This is a genomic window from Fontivita pretiosa, from assembly GCF_050410795.1.
Taxonomy (GTDB): domain Bacteria; phylum Planctomycetota; class Phycisphaerae; order Tepidisphaerales; family Tepidisphaeraceae; genus Fontivita; species Fontivita pretiosa.
The window spans coordinates 4280638-4297067 of record NZ_CP191258.1; the positions used below are offsets into that span (position 1 = coordinate 4280638).

The 16430-nt window shown below is 64.2% G+C and carries 15 protein-coding genes; 10 read left to right on the forward strand and 5 right to left on the reverse strand.

Annotated features, from left to right (window positions below):
* Positions 1 to 12: 12 nt before the first annotated feature.
* From ACQS5P_RS17350 to ACQS5P_RS17380, 7 genes are all read left to right on the forward strand, one after another.
* A complete protein-coding gene (locus ACQS5P_RS17350; protein ID WP_428937880.1) occupies positions 13 to 723 on the forward strand; it encodes an ABC transporter ATP-binding protein in 711 nt (236 codons plus the stop codon).
* The gene (locus ACQS5P_RS17355; protein WP_428937881.1) at positions 720 to 2207 is read left to right on the forward strand and encodes an ABC transporter permease; all 1488 of its coding nucleotides are present in this window, start codon (positions 720 to 722) and stop codon (positions 2205 to 2207) included. Before ACQS5P_RS17350 ends, ACQS5P_RS17355 begins: the two co-directional genes overlap by 4 nt.
* 9 nt (positions 2208 to 2216) lie before the next feature.
* The gene (locus ACQS5P_RS17360; RefSeq protein ID WP_428937882.1) at positions 2217 to 2924 is read left to right on the forward strand and encodes a DUF3299 domain-containing protein; all 708 of its coding nucleotides are present in this window, start codon (positions 2217 to 2219) and stop codon (positions 2922 to 2924) included.
* Positions 2925 to 2970: 46 nt separating this feature from the next.
* Positions 2971 to 3507, forward strand: a complete 537-nt coding sequence (locus ACQS5P_RS17365) for a hypothetical protein (protein ID WP_428937883.1) — start codon at positions 2971 to 2973, stop codon at positions 3505 to 3507.
* A 517-nt stretch (positions 3508 to 4024) separates the two neighbouring features.
* Positions 4025 to 5491 carry a TolC family protein gene (locus ACQS5P_RS17370; RefSeq protein WP_428937884.1) on the forward strand — a complete coding sequence of 489 codons (1467 nt, stop codon included), beginning with the start codon at positions 4025 to 4027 and terminating at the stop codon, positions 5489 to 5491.
* 16 nt (positions 5492 to 5507) lie between these two features.
* On the forward strand, positions 5508 to 7076 hold the full coding sequence (locus tag ACQS5P_RS17375) for a multicopper oxidase domain-containing protein (protein WP_428937885.1): 1569 nt from the start codon (positions 5508 to 5510) through the stop codon (positions 7074 to 7076).
* 13 nt (positions 7077 to 7089) lie between these two features.
* Entirely contained in the window at positions 7090 to 7599 is a 510-nt protein-coding gene (locus ACQS5P_RS17380) for a DUF2231 domain-containing protein (RefSeq protein ID WP_428937886.1), read from the forward strand.
* A gap of 31 nt (positions 7600 to 7630) precedes the next feature.
* Here ACQS5P_RS17380 and ACQS5P_RS17385 read toward each other — a convergent pair whose 3' ends face one another.
* The 3 genes from ACQS5P_RS17385 to cimA all read right to left on the reverse strand — a co-directional run bounded on the left by ACQS5P_RS17385 (position 7631) and on the right by cimA (position 11562).
* Positions 7631 to 8992: a DUF2231 domain-containing protein gene (locus ACQS5P_RS17385; RefSeq protein ID WP_428937887.1), complete on the reverse strand. Its 1362-nt coding sequence runs from the start codon at positions 8990 to 8992 to the stop codon at positions 7631 to 7633.
* A gap of 109 nt (positions 8993 to 9101) precedes the next feature.
* Entirely contained in the window at positions 9102 to 9860 is a 759-nt protein-coding gene (locus ACQS5P_RS17390; protein ID WP_428937888.1) for an isoprenyl transferase, read from the reverse strand.
* 73 nt (positions 9861 to 9933) lie between these two features.
* The gene (cimA, locus tag ACQS5P_RS17395; protein ID WP_428937889.1) at positions 9934 to 11562 is read right to left on the reverse strand and encodes a citramalate synthase; all 1629 of its coding nucleotides are present in this window, start codon (positions 11560 to 11562) and stop codon (positions 9934 to 9936) included.
* Between the two features lie 328 nt (positions 11563 to 11890).
* Here cimA and ACQS5P_RS17400 point away from each other — a divergent pair, with 328 nt between their 5' ends.
* Positions 11891 to 12625 carry an ABC transporter ATP-binding protein gene (locus tag ACQS5P_RS17400; protein ID WP_428937890.1) on the forward strand — a complete coding sequence of 245 codons (735 nt, stop codon included), beginning with the start codon at positions 11891 to 11893 and terminating at the stop codon, positions 12623 to 12625.
* Positions 12626 to 12643: 18 nt separating this feature from the next.
* Here the strand turns inward: ACQS5P_RS17400 and ACQS5P_RS17405 are convergent, their stop codons facing one another.
* Positions 12644 to 13378, reverse strand: a complete 735-nt coding sequence (locus tag ACQS5P_RS17405) for a TrmH family RNA methyltransferase (RefSeq protein WP_428937891.1) — start codon at positions 13376 to 13378, stop codon at positions 12644 to 12646.
* 102 nt (positions 13379 to 13480) lie between these two features.
* Here ACQS5P_RS17405 and ACQS5P_RS17410 point away from each other — a divergent pair, with 102 nt between their 5' ends.
* Positions 13481 to 13786, forward strand: a complete 306-nt coding sequence (locus ACQS5P_RS17410; RefSeq protein WP_428937892.1) for a DUF167 domain-containing protein — start codon at positions 13481 to 13483, stop codon at positions 13784 to 13786.
* A gap of 155 nt (positions 13787 to 13941) precedes the next feature.
* Complete coding sequence (locus ACQS5P_RS17415) at positions 13942 to 14946, forward strand: SDR family oxidoreductase (protein ID WP_428937893.1); 1005 nt, start codon at positions 13942 to 13944, stop codon at positions 14944 to 14946.
* A 155-nt stretch (positions 14947 to 15101) separates the two neighbouring features.
* On the opposite strand, the gene ACQS5P_RS17420 is transcribed toward ACQS5P_RS17415, so the two are convergent.
* Positions 15102 to 16421, reverse strand: a complete 1320-nt coding sequence (locus ACQS5P_RS17420; protein ID WP_428937894.1) for a glycosyltransferase family 4 protein — start codon at positions 16419 to 16421, stop codon at positions 15102 to 15104.
* Between the last annotated feature and the right edge of the window lie 9 nt (positions 16422 to 16430).

The following is a 16430-nucleotide window of genomic DNA, read 5'->3' on the forward strand; positions in this document are numbered from 1 at the left end:
TCTTACGATCCGGTGAGCGTTGAGCTGCACAACCTCCGCAAGCGGTATGTCGCGCCGGATGGATCGGCGGTGCCGGTCATCGACATCGAGCATTTTGCCATCGCCGACGGCGAGCAGGTGGCGTTGATCGGCTCCAGCGGCTCGGGCAAAACCACGCTGCTGCACCTGATCGCCGGAATCCTCACGCCCGATCAGGGTCAGATCCGCTTCAGCTTCGACGGCTCGGGCGAGGTGGATATCGCGCAGCTTTCCGAGGCGCAGCGCGACGTGTTCCGCGGGCGGTACATCGGCTACATCTTCCAGACGCATCATCTGCTGCCCGGCTTCACGGCGCTGGAGAACGTGCAGCTCGGCATGAGCTTCACGGGACGCCGGCCCGACCCGGCCTGGGCAAGGCACCTGCTGGAACAGGTTGGACTGAAGGATCGGCTGCACTACAAGCCCGATCGGCTGTCGGTGGGCCAGCAGCAGCGCGTCGCGGTGGCAAGGGCATTGGCCAATCGCCCCAGGCTCGTGCTGGCCGATGAACCCACCGGAGCGCTGGACGCCAACAGCGCCCAGCAGGTGCTGGACCTGATCCGCAGGCTCTGTGGCGAAGTCAACGCATCGCTGCTGCTGGTCAGCCATGACCTGACGATCGCACAGCAGTTGCCGCGAGTGGTCTCGCTGTCGCAGATTAACCAGGTGCAGACCACACAGCCGGCCGCTGCAAGACAACCATGAACTTCTTTCAACTGGTTCTCAAGCAGATGCGACAGCGGGCGCTATCGACCTGGCTGACCATGCTCTCGGTGCTGCTGGGCGTGGCGCTGGCCATCGCGATCATGATCCTTCAGCGCGGCGCCGGCAAGCTGTTCGGGCAGACCGATTACGGCTTTAATGTGCTGATCGGCGCCAAAGGCTCGCCGCTTCAACTCACCCTCAACACCGTCTATCATCTGGACCGCAGTCCGGGGAACATTCCCTACTGGCTCTACGAGCAGTTGATCACCGATCGCAGGTATCGCCCGATGGTCAAGATCGCCGTGCCCATTGCCGTCGGCGACACCTACCAGGGCCATCGGATTGTCGCCACCATTCCCCAATACTTCGGCTACGACGAGCAGGGCAACCCCCTGCCCGACGACAGCGCGATGGAGTATCGCCCCGGAAAACGCCACCAGATCGCCTTCGGGCGGATGTTCCATCCCCGCAAGTTCGAGGCGGTCATCGGCGCCGACATTCCCCGGCTCACGGGGCTGAACGTTGGTGGAACCTTCCAGGCCACCCACGGTACGCCCGTCTCCCAAAGGACCGCCGACGTGCACGAACAGTCCTGGACCGTCGTCGGCGTGCTCAAGCCCACCTTCACCGCCGCCGATCGCGTGATCTACATTCCCTTGACCACCTTTTACACGATTCAGGAGCACGAACAGGCGCTGGAGGCGATCGCGCAGTTGCAGCGCGGCTCGCCCGTGCCGGCCACACAACATGCAGCCGATGAGGATCATGCGCAGGATCGCCACCGCGCTTCCACAACCGCGCACGCGCCACCGGCTGAAGAGGATCCCGATAATCGCGCCTTCCACACGCCCGGCGAGGACGACCACGGCAGCCACGACGAGCACTACGTGCTCAATCCCGACGGCACCATCGATCTGAGAATACCCAAAGATCAGATGATGATCTCGGCGATTCTGGTCAAGACGCGTCCCGGTGGGGCCAACGTCCAGGGGCTGATGTGGGAGATCAACAATCAGAACGTCGCCGCCGCCGTCAATCCCGCCCAGGTGATGAGCGAGTTCTTCCGAACGTTTCTGGAACCCAGCTCGCGGATGCTCCAGGCCGTCGCGACGCTGGTGACCGTCGTGGCGGGGGTGGGAATCCTGGTCAGCATCTACAACTCCATCGCCGCCAGGAAAAAGGAAATCGCCATCCTGCGGGCGCTGGGTGCGACGCGGAGGAGGATTCTGTCGCTGATCTGCGTCGAGGCGGCGATGATCGGGCTGATCGGCGGCGTACTGGGGATCATCGTCGGGCATCTGATCGGCGCGGCAGGATCGGTCTATCTGCAACGGCTGGTCGGCGAAGGCTTCAACTGGCTGGCTGTCAGCGCCGACGAGGGGATATACTTGATCGCCGTGGTGCTGCTGGCGTTGGCGGCGGGGCTTGTCCCGGCGCTGAAGGCGTATCGCACGCCCGTGGCCACCAATCTGGTTGCCGAATAAAGGCGGCTTATGCGAAATGCCATTGCGGGTTTGTGGCTGCTGTGTGCGATCGCGCTGTCTGCTGATGCGCAGACCACACGCCCTGAGTCCGCTACCGACCTGGACCGCGCTGCCCTGGAGATCCGTGCCAACCAGGAGTTTGGCCGGGGACAATACGCCGTGGCGCTGCCGATGCTGCGGAAACTGGCCGAGCTGAGCCGCGAGAGGCCGGATCTGCTCGGGCCGATCGAGGAAAAGATCCGCGTCTGTGAGCGCAACCTCAATGCCGCCGCAGGGGACTCCCCGCGCTCCGGGCCTCAAAACAACCTCGCCCGAAAGCCGCATCCGCCGCCACAGCCCGGGCAGATCATCGAGCTCAGCATCAAGGAACTGGGCAATTTCGACTACGACGTGGAGCGGGGCGGGAATATCCCGCAGGATGTCAGGCAACTGTCCGGCGCCACCGTGCGGCTCAGCGGGTTCATGATCCCAATGGATCAGGCGGCGAACATTACGCAGTTCGCTCTGGTGCCCGACCTGTTCGCCTGCTGTTTCGGACAGCCGCCTCAGTTACAGCACACCGTGATTGTCCATTGCCCCAAAGGCAAGGCGGTGAGCTATTATCCAGATGAGATTGTTGTTCAGGGCACGTTGAACGTGCAGGAAAAGAAGGACGAAGGGTTCATCGTCAGCATCTTTGAGCTGGAGGCTTCCAGCGTGAAGCCGGCGGCGAAGTAGGATGGATCCGCTGCGAAGCAACCGACGACCATCCAAACTGCGAATCATGAGCGACCTGGCAGCACCCATTCATGTCCCCTTGCGCGAGCGGATCAACTTCCGCATCCTCATCTTCGCCGCCGTCGTCCTGCTGATCGTCGGTTATCCGGCCTATCTGTACATCGAGTCGGAGCTGACCGGCGGAATCAAGGACATCGGCGGGGGATACAAGGAGGTGGACCTTAAGGCGATGAGCACGTTCAACTTCGACCAGGTCTCCGGCACGATCGACGACATTCCTGCCAAGTGGCGGGCGCTGGATGGGCAGAAGGTTGTGCTGTACGGCGAGATCGCCCCGACCACTTTCGCCTCACGGGCACTTAACGAGTTCGACCTGGTCTATTCCGTGACCAAGTGTTGCTTCTCCGGCCCGCCTCAGGTCCAGCACTTTGTCCAGGCGAGGATGAAGGACGGGCGCGAGGCGCCGTACTACAGCGGCCTGGTCAGGGTTCGTGGCACGCTGCATGTCAACGTCATCCCCGGCGAGGGCCGCGTCGCCAGCGTCTACCAGCTTGACGTGGAAGACATCGAGCCGGTGATGTAAGCGGAGCATCCCCCGGCGACAGCGCACGATCAAACTGACACTTCCCCGGCTGTTGCCGTCCCACCGACCAGTCCTTCAAAAAAGTCGATTTCATTGAACGCGACGCGGGGGATCATTCGTTTGCTTCCTTGTCTGCCGCCGACTCGGTTGCCCGGCGCGCCGATGAACGGCTGAGGCGCTGTGCGCCGTTCCCCGCAGCGCCACGCACCTTGCGTCGCCTGGACCCTTGGGTGCGTACAAGGAGACACACGATGGAGTTGACTGGGTATAGCGCCCGAGTCGTATTCCGCTGCTTCGTGTTGCCGCTGATGTCTGTGGCGGGATGCTCATCGGCGGGCACCGATGTTCCGGTCGTAGGTCCCGATCATCCTGCAAGTCCTCAGGCGGCCGAGTCTCAGCCGCCTCCGCGGTCGGAGACCTTGAACACATCGGATGCTCCCACGATTCCACCAATCGATGGCTCGTCTGCACCGGCGACCGCGCCCGGCCACGGGCAGCACCACCCGGGAGGTGGGCAATGAACGGCGTCACGGCGCCGGCCATTCGAACGACCCTGATGTGGTGCGTCGCTGGTGTGCTCGCCGGTTGTGCGACTGTCCCGCGCGATGCAGGCTTCGCCGACGTGCGCGCCCAAACCGCCGAGCGGACCGGCGGCAAACGCGTCGTCTGGAATCAGGGGACCGAGGCGGATGCGGATCTCCAGCGCGAAGTGCGATCGCTGCTGGCTGACGAGCTGACCGTGGATGAGGCAGTTCAGATCGCGTTGCTGAATAATCGAAATCTCCAGGCAACCTGCGAAGACCTGGGCCTTGCACAGGCCGAACTCGTGCAAGCGGGGCTGCTGAACAATCCGGTGTTTGAGTTTGATCCGCGCTGGCCGACCAAGTCCGGCTTCCGCTTCAGCTATGAGCTCTCCGTCGTGCAGGACTTTCTCGACGTGCTGTTGCGCCCGCTTCGCAAGAAGGTGGCCGAGGCAGAATTCCAGGCGACGCGCCTGCGCGTGACCAGCATCGTGCTGGACGTGGCCGCCGAAGCGAAAGCTGCGTTCTACCGCGTTCAAGGTGCTCAACAACTCGTGGAAATGCGGCGGAACGTCGTGGCGGCAACCGAAGCGTCTGCCGATGCGGCCGGACGCATGCACGAAGCTGGCAACATCTCCGATTTCGATCTGGTCAACGAGCGTGCGCTGTACGAACAGGCCAAGCTTGAGTTGGCCCGCGCCGAAACGGAGGCGATTGAAGCCAGAGAAGAACTTAACGTGCTTATGGGCGCCTGGGGCCGCGACACCGAGTGGCGAATCGAACCCAAGCTGCCCGAGTTGCCGGAGACGGAAGTCGATCCAACGGGCCTGGAATCGCTGGCCGTGGCGCAACGTCTGGACCTGGCGACGGCGTGGCAACAGGTGCAGGCACTGGCCCGGCAACTGAAGCTCACCGGCTACAGCAGGATGCCCTTCAACATGGGCGTCCACAGCGAGTCCGAGCCCGATCCAGGGGGCCCGGTGACGATCGGGCCGCACCTGGAAGGGCAGGTGCCTCTGTTCGACCAGGGACAGGCGCGCGTTGCCGCCGGGCGGGCGCTGCTCAGGCAGAGTCAGCAGCGGTATGCAGCGTTGGCGGTCGAGATCCGCGCCCAGGTGCGGCGATTCCGTGCGCGGATGCTGGCGGCCCGGCAACAAGCCGAATACTACCGCCGGGTCGTGCTGCCGCTGCGTCATCGCGGTGTCGAGGAGGCTCAGAAGCAGTACAACGCGATGCAGATCGGCGTAATCCAGTTGCTCCAGGCCAAGCAGGCCGAGATCGACGCGGGCCGGGATTATGTCCAGGCGCTGCGTGATTACTGGGTTGCCCGCGCGGAGCTGGAGCGAGCGGTGGGCGGACGACTCAGTCCCGAGCCTGCGGCGGCCACACAGCCTGCCACCCAGCCATCAACGGCACCGGCCCCCGGACACGTCCCAACCGCACACGAGCATCACCGACATTGACGGAGACGGTTAGACCATGAGCCCACAATCCAAAGTGACCCGACGGAGGATGATCGCCTCCGGAACAGCAACGATCGCTGGCGGTGCGGCGCTGTTGCATCGGCTGGCGGAGTCAGAGCTGCGCGCCCAGGATGCCGGGGCGCGCACTCAGCCACGGCCCAGGTCCACACTCGTCCAAGGCACGCTCTACTCGGAAACGCATTGGGATCGCCCCGGCGAGCCCGGACGCGACTACAACCCCGTGATCACGCCCAACGGCTGGACGCTGCCGTTCAAGGTCGTCGACGGGGTTAAGGTCTTTCACCTGGTCGCCGAGGAAGTCGAGCACGAGTTTGCCCCAGGGCTGCGCGCCAAATGCTGGGGCTACAACGGCGGCGTGCATGGCCCGACCATCGAGGCCGTCGAAGGCGACCGCGTGCGAATCTATGTCACCAACAACCTGCCCGCCGGGACAAGCGTTCACTGGCACGGGCTGCTGCTGCCCAATGGCATGGACGGCGTGGCGGGGCTCAATCAGAAGATCATCCGTCCCGGCCAGACATTCAGATACGAGTTCACCCTGCGCCAGCACGGAACGCACATGTATCACTCGCATCACGACGAGATGACGCAGATGGCGCTGGGTACGATGGGCCTGTTCATCATCCATCCGCGCAACCCGACCGGCCCGCGGCCCGATCGCGATTTTGCCTATCTGATCAGCGAGTGGCAGATCAAGGTCGGCACCTCTCGTCCCAATCCCAACGAGATGACTGACTTCAACGTCTTCACCTTCAACGCCAAGGTCTTCCCCGCCACCACGCCGATGGTGGCCAGGCTCGGAGATCGGGTGCGGATGCGCTTGGTGAACCTCGGGGCGATGGATCATCACCCCATCCACCTGCACGGCTACCAGTTCCGCGTGACCGAAACCGATGGCGGGCAGATCCCCGAATCAGCCCAGCAGCGCGAGACCTCCGTGCTGGTCGCGGTGGGACAATCCCGCACGATCGATTTCATCGCCGACGAGCCGGGCGACTGGGCGATGCATTGCCACATGACTCACCACGTGATGACCCAGATGGGCGATGACTTCCCCAATATGATCGGGGTCAAGCCCGGCACGCTCGACGAAAAGGTGCGCAGGCTCCTGCCGGATTACATGACGATGGGCCAGGACGGCATGGGTGAGATGGCCGAGCACATCGAGGCCGGGCACATGAAAGTGCCGCACAACTCCACGCCGATGATCGGCGGAATGGGGCCGTTCGACTACATCACGATGGGCGGGCTGTTCACGATCCTGAAAGTCCGGGCCGAGCTGACGGGCCAGGAAGATCCGGGGTGGTATCGGCATCCGCCCGGCACGGTTGCCAGTCTGGCATCGTCCGATGAGCTGAGGCGTGACGGGATCGCATCGGATGCGAGCGGTGCGGCCAGGGCACCGCGAGAGGCGATCGCCTCCCATCGACTGCCGCCGCCCCTGCCTGCCACGCAACCGAATGGCAGTGGCAGCTTTACCTGTCCGATGCACCCCGAGATCGTCTCCGACCAGCCGGGCAGATGCCCCAAGTGCGGCATGAAGCTGGTGCCAAACAGACGTTGAAGCGAGGGCGAACATGAACTGGGTTTTGCTCCATGTCCCGACCACCGATTGGTTTCCACTTGTCCTGCCCCCGCTGCACCCTGTCCTCGTGAATTTCACGGCCGCTATGATCCCCAGTTCGTTCGTCTGCGATCTTCTCGGGCGATTGCCGCATCGCGAGTCGCTGCGATCGGCGGCTTGGTGGATGATGATGCTGGCCGTGGTCATCACGCCGTTCACCGCCGCCTCCGGTTGGTGGTGGCTGTGGCAGGACGAGCACCCCATGGATCCGACGATGCGGGTTCACGCGTGGCTGGGCACGGCCCTGGCGACGCTGCTGCTCCCCCTGGCGTGGTGGCGCGGCCGGACCCACAACTGCGGTGAGACGCCACGAGCCCTCTACCTGCTCTTGCTGGGCGCTGTCACGCTTGCCGTGGCTGTGCAGGGACACCTGGGCGGAAGCATGAGTTTCGGCGGCTCCGATCGTGAAGCGGCAGCCGAGCATGTTGCCCCGCCCGCGGACCAGCACACTTCGCACCGGTGAAGAACCGCAAGAGCCACCACACACGCAGCGATCAGTTGAATCCTGTCAGCGGTCCCTGGGGAGTGTCAAACAGCAGCAGCGTTCCCAGCCAGATCTGAAAACCGACCGCCGCCAGCAGTAACACCGCCAGCACGACAAGCAGCCATTTCTGTCGCGGCGCCCAGCGCGTCTGCATCGCCAGCAGCAGCGGCTCGAGAACGATAACCAGGCCGCTGATCACGTGAGCCATTTGTCGGCGCTCGCCGGCGCGGGCGTTGGCCAGGATGATCTCCTTCCACAGCACGGGAAACGACCAGTTGTCGGCGGTGCTGGCCAGCGTCCAGGCGCCTGCGGCGGCGGTGATCAGGCCGAGCAGCGCCGTCAGCACCCAGAACCGCGCCGCGGGCACTGGCGGCAGGTTCACGTCGGCCGGATCGGGCGGCGGGGGGACGGATTCCACCAGCGTGTCCGGCGTGTCGCCGCCGATCAGCGTCGGCGGAGGACCAAGCGCCGCGGCGATGGCATCGACCTGCGTGACCGGCGGACCCTGAGTGATCTTGCGGATTGAAAGCCCCAGCGATGCCAATGCGATCGCGATCACCGTGCCCGCAAACACCATGTGAATCTGTAGCGGCGGCAGGTAATACTCGATCTGCTGGCCGAGCCTGCGCTGCGCCCGGGCCGCGGCGCCGTCCCCGGCCACATCCGTGCTCGCCTGCGCCGTCCAAGTGTTCACCGATTCAACCACGACACTTGCCGACGCTGTGGTGGTGGGCGTGGTGGCCGGGGCGGTATCCGGTGCCGCCGGCTCGGGGGTCGGCGGCTGCGGCGATTCGGCAGGCTGCGTCTGAGCGGGCGGCTGTGGCTGGTCCTGCATCGCAGGAGCGACAGGCTGGACTGGCGCCTGCGCCTGGCCGAGCACGCCCGTGCCGTAGCGATACACCGCCTCGCCGCCGTGCCATGCGCCGGCGGATGTCAACACGACCCCAACCAGCAACAGCACCAGCAGCGGCAGGCGCAGTTTTTCCCGCCAACGGTCCGAGCAGGCGATCCATACCACCACGGCCGTTACCGAGATGATCACGGCCCAGAGCTGATACAGTAGATGCTCGCGGAGCATCTGCCACTGCGCCGCGGAGAGCCTGGACGCGGCGGCGACCTCGTTCCAGGTTCCCCCCGCCGTGGCCGGGTCCAGGCCCATCCGGGCCACGTCCGACAGGGCGTACACCCCCGAAAGCGCCGTGGGAATTCCGCTGAACGCGCCCAGCAGGATCATCCATCGCCCGGCGGCGCGAAAGCCGTGTCTGCGCCACAGGAAGCTGAACAGTTCGATCAAAACTCCGCTGATCAGCAGGGCCAGTGGATAGTGAACCAGTGCCACGTGCAGGTTGGGATTGACGAATTCCTTTTCCACGCGAAGCTCCTTTGCGGCATGCAACGTCGCCATTATGCGCCCAGGCCGCTGCGCCGTATAGGCATACGCTGCAAGCGCACAATTGCTGCACAACATGCCCGTGCGGATGTTACAGCGTGTTGGTCTGATCCAGAGCGCCGAAACGACGGTGGCGGGAGGCGAACGAGCGGATCGCCTCGTGAAGGTCCTTTTCCGTGAAGTCCGGCCAGAGCACGTTGCTCACGTACAGCTCGGCGTAGCTGATCTGCCAGAGCAGGTAGTTGCTGATGCGCATTTCGCCGGCGGTGCGGATGAGCAGGTCGGGGTCGGGCATGCCGGCGGTGTAAAGATGGGATGAGACGGTCTGCTCATCGATCTGCCGTGGGTCGAGTTGTCCGCGTCGGACCTGCTCGGCGATGGCGCGAACCGCATCCACGATCTCGGCGCGGCTGCCGTAGTTCAGCGCCAGCACCAGCGTCAGCCCCGTGTTGTTTTTTGTCTGCTCCAGCGTGATGTTGACCTCGTCCAGCACCGGCTGGGGCAGATTGTCCAGCCGTCCGATCTGCTGGAAGCGGATGTTGTTCTCCATCATCGTGGCACGTTCGGCGCGCAGATAGTCGATGTACATCTGCATCAGGAACGTGACCTCCGTGGCCGGGCGTTTCCAGTTCTCCAGGCTGAACGAGTAGAGCGTGAGGAAATCCGGCCTGCCGCGGTGCTTGCGCAGGCGAGCACACTCGGTGACCACGGCGCGTACCGTCCTGGCGCCCTGCTGATGTCCGCGGACGCGTTCCAGACCGCGGCGAACCGCCCACCTCCCGTTGCCGTCCATGATGATGGCGATGTGACGGGGAAGCCGTTCGGCGGCGATGTCGCTGAGCAGATCCATCACGAATCATTCCCGGCAACAGGGCACTGGTGGGCGCGACGGTTGCGCTGGTTCATGCAATCCCGGCAGATGCTCAACGTTGCTGCGCCTCCTCGACGTGGATCAGGTGATACTCGAAGGCGTCCACCAGCGCCTGCCAGCTTGCATCGATGATATTCTGGCTGACGCCGATGGTGCCGAAGACTTCCCTGGTTCCGTCGCCGGTGTCACGACGGCACTCGATGATGACGCGCACCGCTGCCGACGTTTCATCCTTCGAGTTGATCACGCGCACCTTGTAATCGATCAAGTGCACGCCATCAATCTGCGGATAGCGGCCCTTCAGCGCCCGCCGCAACGCCGCATCCAGCGCCGCGACCGGGCCGTCGCCCTCGGCGACGCGATGCTCCACCTGCTCGCCATCCAGCCGGATTTTCACCGTCGCCTCGGCCACCGGCGTGCCGGAATTCATCTTCAGCACGATGACGCGGTAATGCTCCAGATCGAAGAACTTGCGGTGCCGTCCGATCTCCTTGCGCACGAGCAGCTCGAAGCTGGCCTCGGCGGCCTCGAACTGATAGCCCGCATTTTCCAGATCCTGTACTTTGATCAGTACCCGTCGCAGGGTTTCGCGGTCGTTCTGGAGATTGAATTTCGCGCCGGCCTTGGTGGCGATGTTGGACACGCCGCTGAGCTCGCTGATGAGGATGCGTCGTGTGTTGCCGACGGCCTGCGGCGGGACGTGCTCGTAGGTGCTGGTGTCCTTCTGCACCGCGTGCACGTGCATCCCCCCCTTGTGGGCGAAGGCGCTGGCGCCGACGTAGGGCTGGCCGTTGACCAGATTCATATTGGCGGTTTCGTAGACGTAGCGGCTGACTTCGGTCAGGTGCTTGAGCGTGCCCGGGCGCAGGCACTCGAAGTTGTATTTGAGCTGAAGGTTGGCCACCAGCGTGGTCAGGTCCATATTTCCGCAGCGTTCGCCCACGCCGTTGATCGTTCCCTGGGCGTGGGATGCGCCGGCGCGGATGGCCGCCAGCGCGTTGGCCACCGCCACCCCTGAATCATTGTGCGTGTGGATGCCGATCGTGACGCTGGTGTGTCTTTTGACGAACTCGACGGCCTCGGCGATCAGCTCGGGCATGCTCCCGCCGTTGGTATCGCACAGGCACAGCACGCCAGCGCCGGCCTCCTGCGCCGCCAGCACCGTCCGCAGCGCGTACTCGCGGTTGGCGCGGAAGCTGTCGAAGAAATGCTCGGCGTCGTAGATCACGTCGCGCCCGGCCTGTCGCATCAGGCGCACCGAGTCGCCGATCATTTTCAGGTTCTCTTCAGGGCTGACGCCCAGGACTCTGGTGGCCTGAAACTCGGAGGATTTTCCGACGATCGTGACCACGGGGGTCTGGGCATCGAGCAGTGCGCGCTGGCCGGGGTCGTCTTCGGCACGGATGCCGCGTCGGCGGGTCATGCCGAAAGCGGCGATGCGGGCATGTTTCAGCTTCAACCCGCGTGCTTCCCTGAAAAACGCCTCGTCCTTGGGGTTGGAGATGGGAAAGCCGCCCTCGATGTAATCCACGCCCAGCTCGTCAAGTTTTCTGGCGATCGCGAGCTTGTCCTCCAGCGATAGGTTGAATCCTTCGCCCTGCGTGCCATCGCGCAGCGTCGTGTCATAGATTTCGATTCGCCGCGAAGCTCGCGCAGGCGTTGTCGTGTTTGACGTAGTCATGTTCTTCTTCGACGTTCGATTGTCGCTGCTTTCCGCTGCCCGTCGGACAAACGAAAACGCCCTGCCTTGGCGGCAGGGCGGGATCATACTCGATCGTGCGCAATCGCCCTAGCCGCCGGCCATGCCGGTGGTAATGCGGATCGGGGCAATGCCCGGGGCGATTGGCGGGAGTTTGTCCAACTCGATGAACCGCATCAGGCCAATCATATATCGCACGATCGCCCGATCGTCAACAGCGGCGGGAGCCGCGCATCTCCGATTCTTCGGCCAGTGTGCCTTGGGAGTGGATTGCTCGGGTCGGCTCCTGGTCGTTAGGATCCCCGATCCGATGAGCAGCGCGATTCTGCGGACACAAAACCTGCATCGGATCCTGGGCACACAGGACGCGGCCACTCACATTCTCAAGGGGGTGAACATCACGATCCACCGCAACGAGTACGTGTCGATCGTCGGGGCAAGCGGGTCGGGAAAGAGCACGCTGCTGTATCTGCTGGGCGGGTTGGATCGACCCAGCCAGCGCGACATCGATGGTCGCGAGTTCGATCCGCCCAGCCGCGTGTTTATCGACGGGCAGGACACGATGCAGTTGAATGATGTGGAGCTGGCCGCATTGCGGAATCGGAAGATCGGGTTCGTCTTTCAGTTTCACTACCTGCTCAAGGAGTTCACGGCTCAGGAGAACGTGGCGTTGCCGATGTTCAAGCTGGGAGAGCTTTCCAGGCCGCAGGCGATGCAGCGCGCCGCGGAGCTGCTCAAGCGGCTGGGGCTGGAATCGAAGCTGCGTCGGCGGGCCAATCGCCTGAGCGGCGGGGAGCAGCAGCGGGTGGCGATTGCCAGGGCGCTGGCCAACGAGCCGGCGGTCGTGCTCGCCGACGAACCGACGGGGAACCTGGACCGCAAAAACGGCGAGCTGGTCGCCGAGATCTTCGACGACCTGGCGGCGCGCGGGCAGACGATCGTGATCGTCACGCACGACATGCACATCGCGCAACGGGCGAAAAGGCTGGTGAAGATGGAGGACGGGAACATTGTCAATGATGAGCTTGTCACAATGACAACGTGATGAGCGCTTCGCAGCTTGTCACCTTGTCATCCGTTGCCGTGCGGCCTCGGCTATCACGATGGCGGCGGCATGGGAGAGGGAAAGGGAGCTGGGCTGCGGTCTGCAGGGGATGGAAACGAACAGATCGCAGATCTCGCGCACGGCACCGGACAGGCCCCGCTTTTCGCCGCCCAGTGCCAGGATTGTCGGACCTGTCAGGTCGGTGTCGTAGATGCTGCGCCTGGCGCCCGGTACGCAGCCGACGATCCGCAGCCCGCGGCGTTGAAGCTGCCGCAGCGGCGCGATGTCGTCGATCTGCACCAGCGGCAGCCGCTCGTAGGCTCCTGAAGATGGTCTGGCGACTTCGACCGGGTCAAAGTCCCACAGATGTTTCTTGATCAGCACGGCGTGCACGCCCATCGCGTCGGCCGTCCGAAGCACAAAACCAAGGTTGCGCGCATCATCGATGCCTTCCAGCAGCAGCAGTAAAGGCGGCTGGTCCAGGTTGTCCAGCAGGTGCATGAGCTGGTCGATGGTGGTTCGCGGCTTGGGCCAGGCCACCGCGATCACCCCGCCGTGGGATGCGCCATGGGCGAGTGCGTCGAGCTCGGCCGGATCGACGAAGCGTACTGGCACGTTCAGTTCGCGTGCCAGATCGAGGATTTCCCGGATGCTTTGCTCGTGGATGCCGTGGCGCAGGAGGATCACGTCGATCTTCCGCTGCCTGGCCCGCAGCGCCGCCAGCACCGACTGTCTCCCTTCGAGGTATTCCATCCTGGAGCGCGATTGTAACATCAATGCCGAAGGCAGAAGCTGACAGATGATTCGGCCAAGAACGGCACGAAGCCATGGCGCGCGGGGCGCGAGAAAGCGAAGATGGACGCGAAGATGGTTCAACAGGCGGACGGCGGAGCGATCCTTTCGGTGAAGGTGGTTCCGGGTGCATCGCGCGATCAAATTGTTGGAGTGCTTGGTGAGGCGCTGAAGGTGGCGGTGAGCAAGCCGCCGCAGGGCGGGGCAGCCAACGCCGCGGTTGTGGCGCTGCTCGCTTCGGCGCTGGGGTTGCCGGCGAATCAGGTGCTGGTGCACCGCGGCCACAGCAATCCTCGCAAGCAGGTTTTCATTCGCGGAATGACAGCCCGGCAGCTCGAAGCAAGGCTCCAGACCCTGTTGAAGGGCTGATACGACGGGCACTGTACCATCGTCGCTTCTGGGACTCCGTGAACGAAAACAAACAGGCGGAACTTGCTCTGGCGCGCATTTCCGCCGTTCGCGCCCTTGCGCTGGCGGGCGATAGTGGCGGCCTGAGATACGCAACGCCGTACAGGAGTACCCCCATGAGCAGCCGTCTGAAGAAGCTGGACGAACAGGTCGTCGTCATCACCGGCGCCAGCAGCGGGATCGGGCTCGCCACTGCGCGGATGGCCGCCGAGCGGGGCGCCAGGCTTGTCGTGGCAGCGCGAAACGAAACGGCGCTTGAGCAGCTTTGCCGGGAGGTTGCCGCTGGCGGCGGCAGCGCCGAGTACGTGGTGGCCGACGTGGGGCAATACGAGCAGGTGCAACGGATTGCCGACCGCGCCATCGAACGGTTCGGCGGATTCGACACGTGGGTGAACAACGCTGGCGTGAGCATCTATGGGAGGATCGACCAGGTCCCGATCGAGGACTTTCGCCGGCTGTTCGACACGAACTTCTGGGGCGTGGTGCACGGATCGGTGGTGGCGGCGAAACACCTGCGGCAGCGTGGCGGGGCACTGATCAACGTCGGCAGCGTGGTTTCGGACGTGGCGATCCCGCTTCAGGGGATGTACAGCGCCAGCAAGCACGCGGTGAAGGGGTTTACCAGCGCGCTGCGGATGGAGCTGGAGCACGACGGCGCGCCGGTTTCCGTGACGCTGATCAAGCCCAGCGCCATCGACACGCCCTACATCCGCCACGCCAAAAACTACATGCCCACCGACCCCGACTTCCCGCCGCCGGTCTATGCCCCGCAAACCGTTGCCGAGGCGATCCTGTTCTGCGCGCAACACCCGAGGCGTGAGGTTGTGGTGGGCGGCGGGGGCAGGCTCCTGGTCGCCGGGCAGAACCTGCCGCGGCTGAACGAGCGGCTCACCGAACGCATGATGTTCCGGGCGCAGAAGAAGGATCGTTCCAGCTTCAGCGACGAGGCGCTGCATCAGCCGGGCAGCGGCGGCGAGGAGCGCGGCGGCTACGAGGGGCACGTCGCCCACAGCAGCATCTATACGCAGGCGGCACTGCGCCCGATCCTCACCGGCATGATCGCCGTCGGAGCCGGTCTGGCGGCGGCGGCACTGTGGCGCGCGGCCCACCGCCAGGATTGAACCGTCAGCTCCGGCGACACCGGCGCTCGGACTTCCTTGATCGTCTTCTCACAGCCCACCGAAAGGGTCATGCACACCATCAGACCCAACAGAAGAACACACCTCATGGATGTCTCCACAGACTTGTGAACTTCTCCGCAAGCCTTCAGGCAACTTTACCGCAGGATCAGTTCCAGTCCATCGCAGAATCGCCCGCACAGCAGTTCCTGGCTGAGCTGCTGGTGCAACACGTTCTGGGCGATGCGTCCCATGTGGGCCAGAACCTGCGGGTCGGTGTTGCGGAGCCGGTCGATGGCGGCGACGGCGGCGTCAATGTCGCCGTGGCTGACGTGCAGTCCGAAGTTGTGCTGATCCAGCAGGTCGGCGATGTGGCTGGGGCGCGGGCCGAAATAAAGCACCGGCCGGCCGACCGCCATCGCCCCGTAGACCTTGCAGGGATGGATGATGCCGACCATGTTCTGCCCGAGGCTGACCACGTGCACATCCGCCGCCGACAGCGAATAGCGCAGATCCTCCAGCGGCTGGTAGGGCAGGCAGATGCAGTTGCTCAGTTGGTTCTCGCGGATGAAGTCCTCCACATCCTTTTTGCCGATGCCCCCGCCGATGAACATGAACACCAGCCGGGGATCATCCCTGAACCGCACGGCGGCCTTGAGCAGGGTGTCCAGCGGGTTGCTGGGGCTGTGATTGCCGCTGTACATGATGACGAACTTTCCCGCCAGGTTGTGTTTGGCGCGGAACGGATTGGCGTCGTGCGGCACGGGCTCGACGAAGGTTTCGTGGGGCCAGGGGGGGATGATCACCAGCTTGTCTCGGAAATTGCCGCGCCGGTAGAGCCTTTCGGCCATGAAGCGATCCAGCGCGACGATCAGCGAGGCATTGCGCAGGATCATCCGGTTGGCGCTTTCCAGGAACGCCGCAATGGGGTGATCGCGCGTGAGCTTGCCCAGGGCGATGAGCTGATCGGGATTCAGGTCCATGGCCCAGTAGGCGGTGGGCACGGTGCGAAAGATGCGTATGACGGTGGCGGCGAAGCCGATCAGCGGCGGGGAGGTGCTGAACAACACGCCCGAAAGGTTGAACGTGAACAGCCCGCGCCAGATGACCTGGATCATGAAGCTGGCGGTTCCGATGACGCGGGTGAGCAGAGATTTTTTGCCGAAGCTGGACAGCGGAAGCCGACGGACGTCGATCCCGCGGAGGATTTCCCGCGGCGGGTACTTGCGGGTCGGATCATCATACCCGCGGTTGGCGGTGTAGACGCGCACGCGGTATCCGCGACGGGCCATCTCCGCGGCCACATCCGCGATGTGCTGCCCGACACTGGCCGGATCGGGCACGAACACCTGGCTAAAGATCAGCAACGTGCCTCGGGTGGGCCGGCGGCGCAGACCCGTGCGCAGGTCCGGTCGCCTCATCGGCGCCGGCGCGGCGAGGTGCTCGGTCCCGGCGGTTGTCACTCTGGCGGTTGTCACTTCAGATCG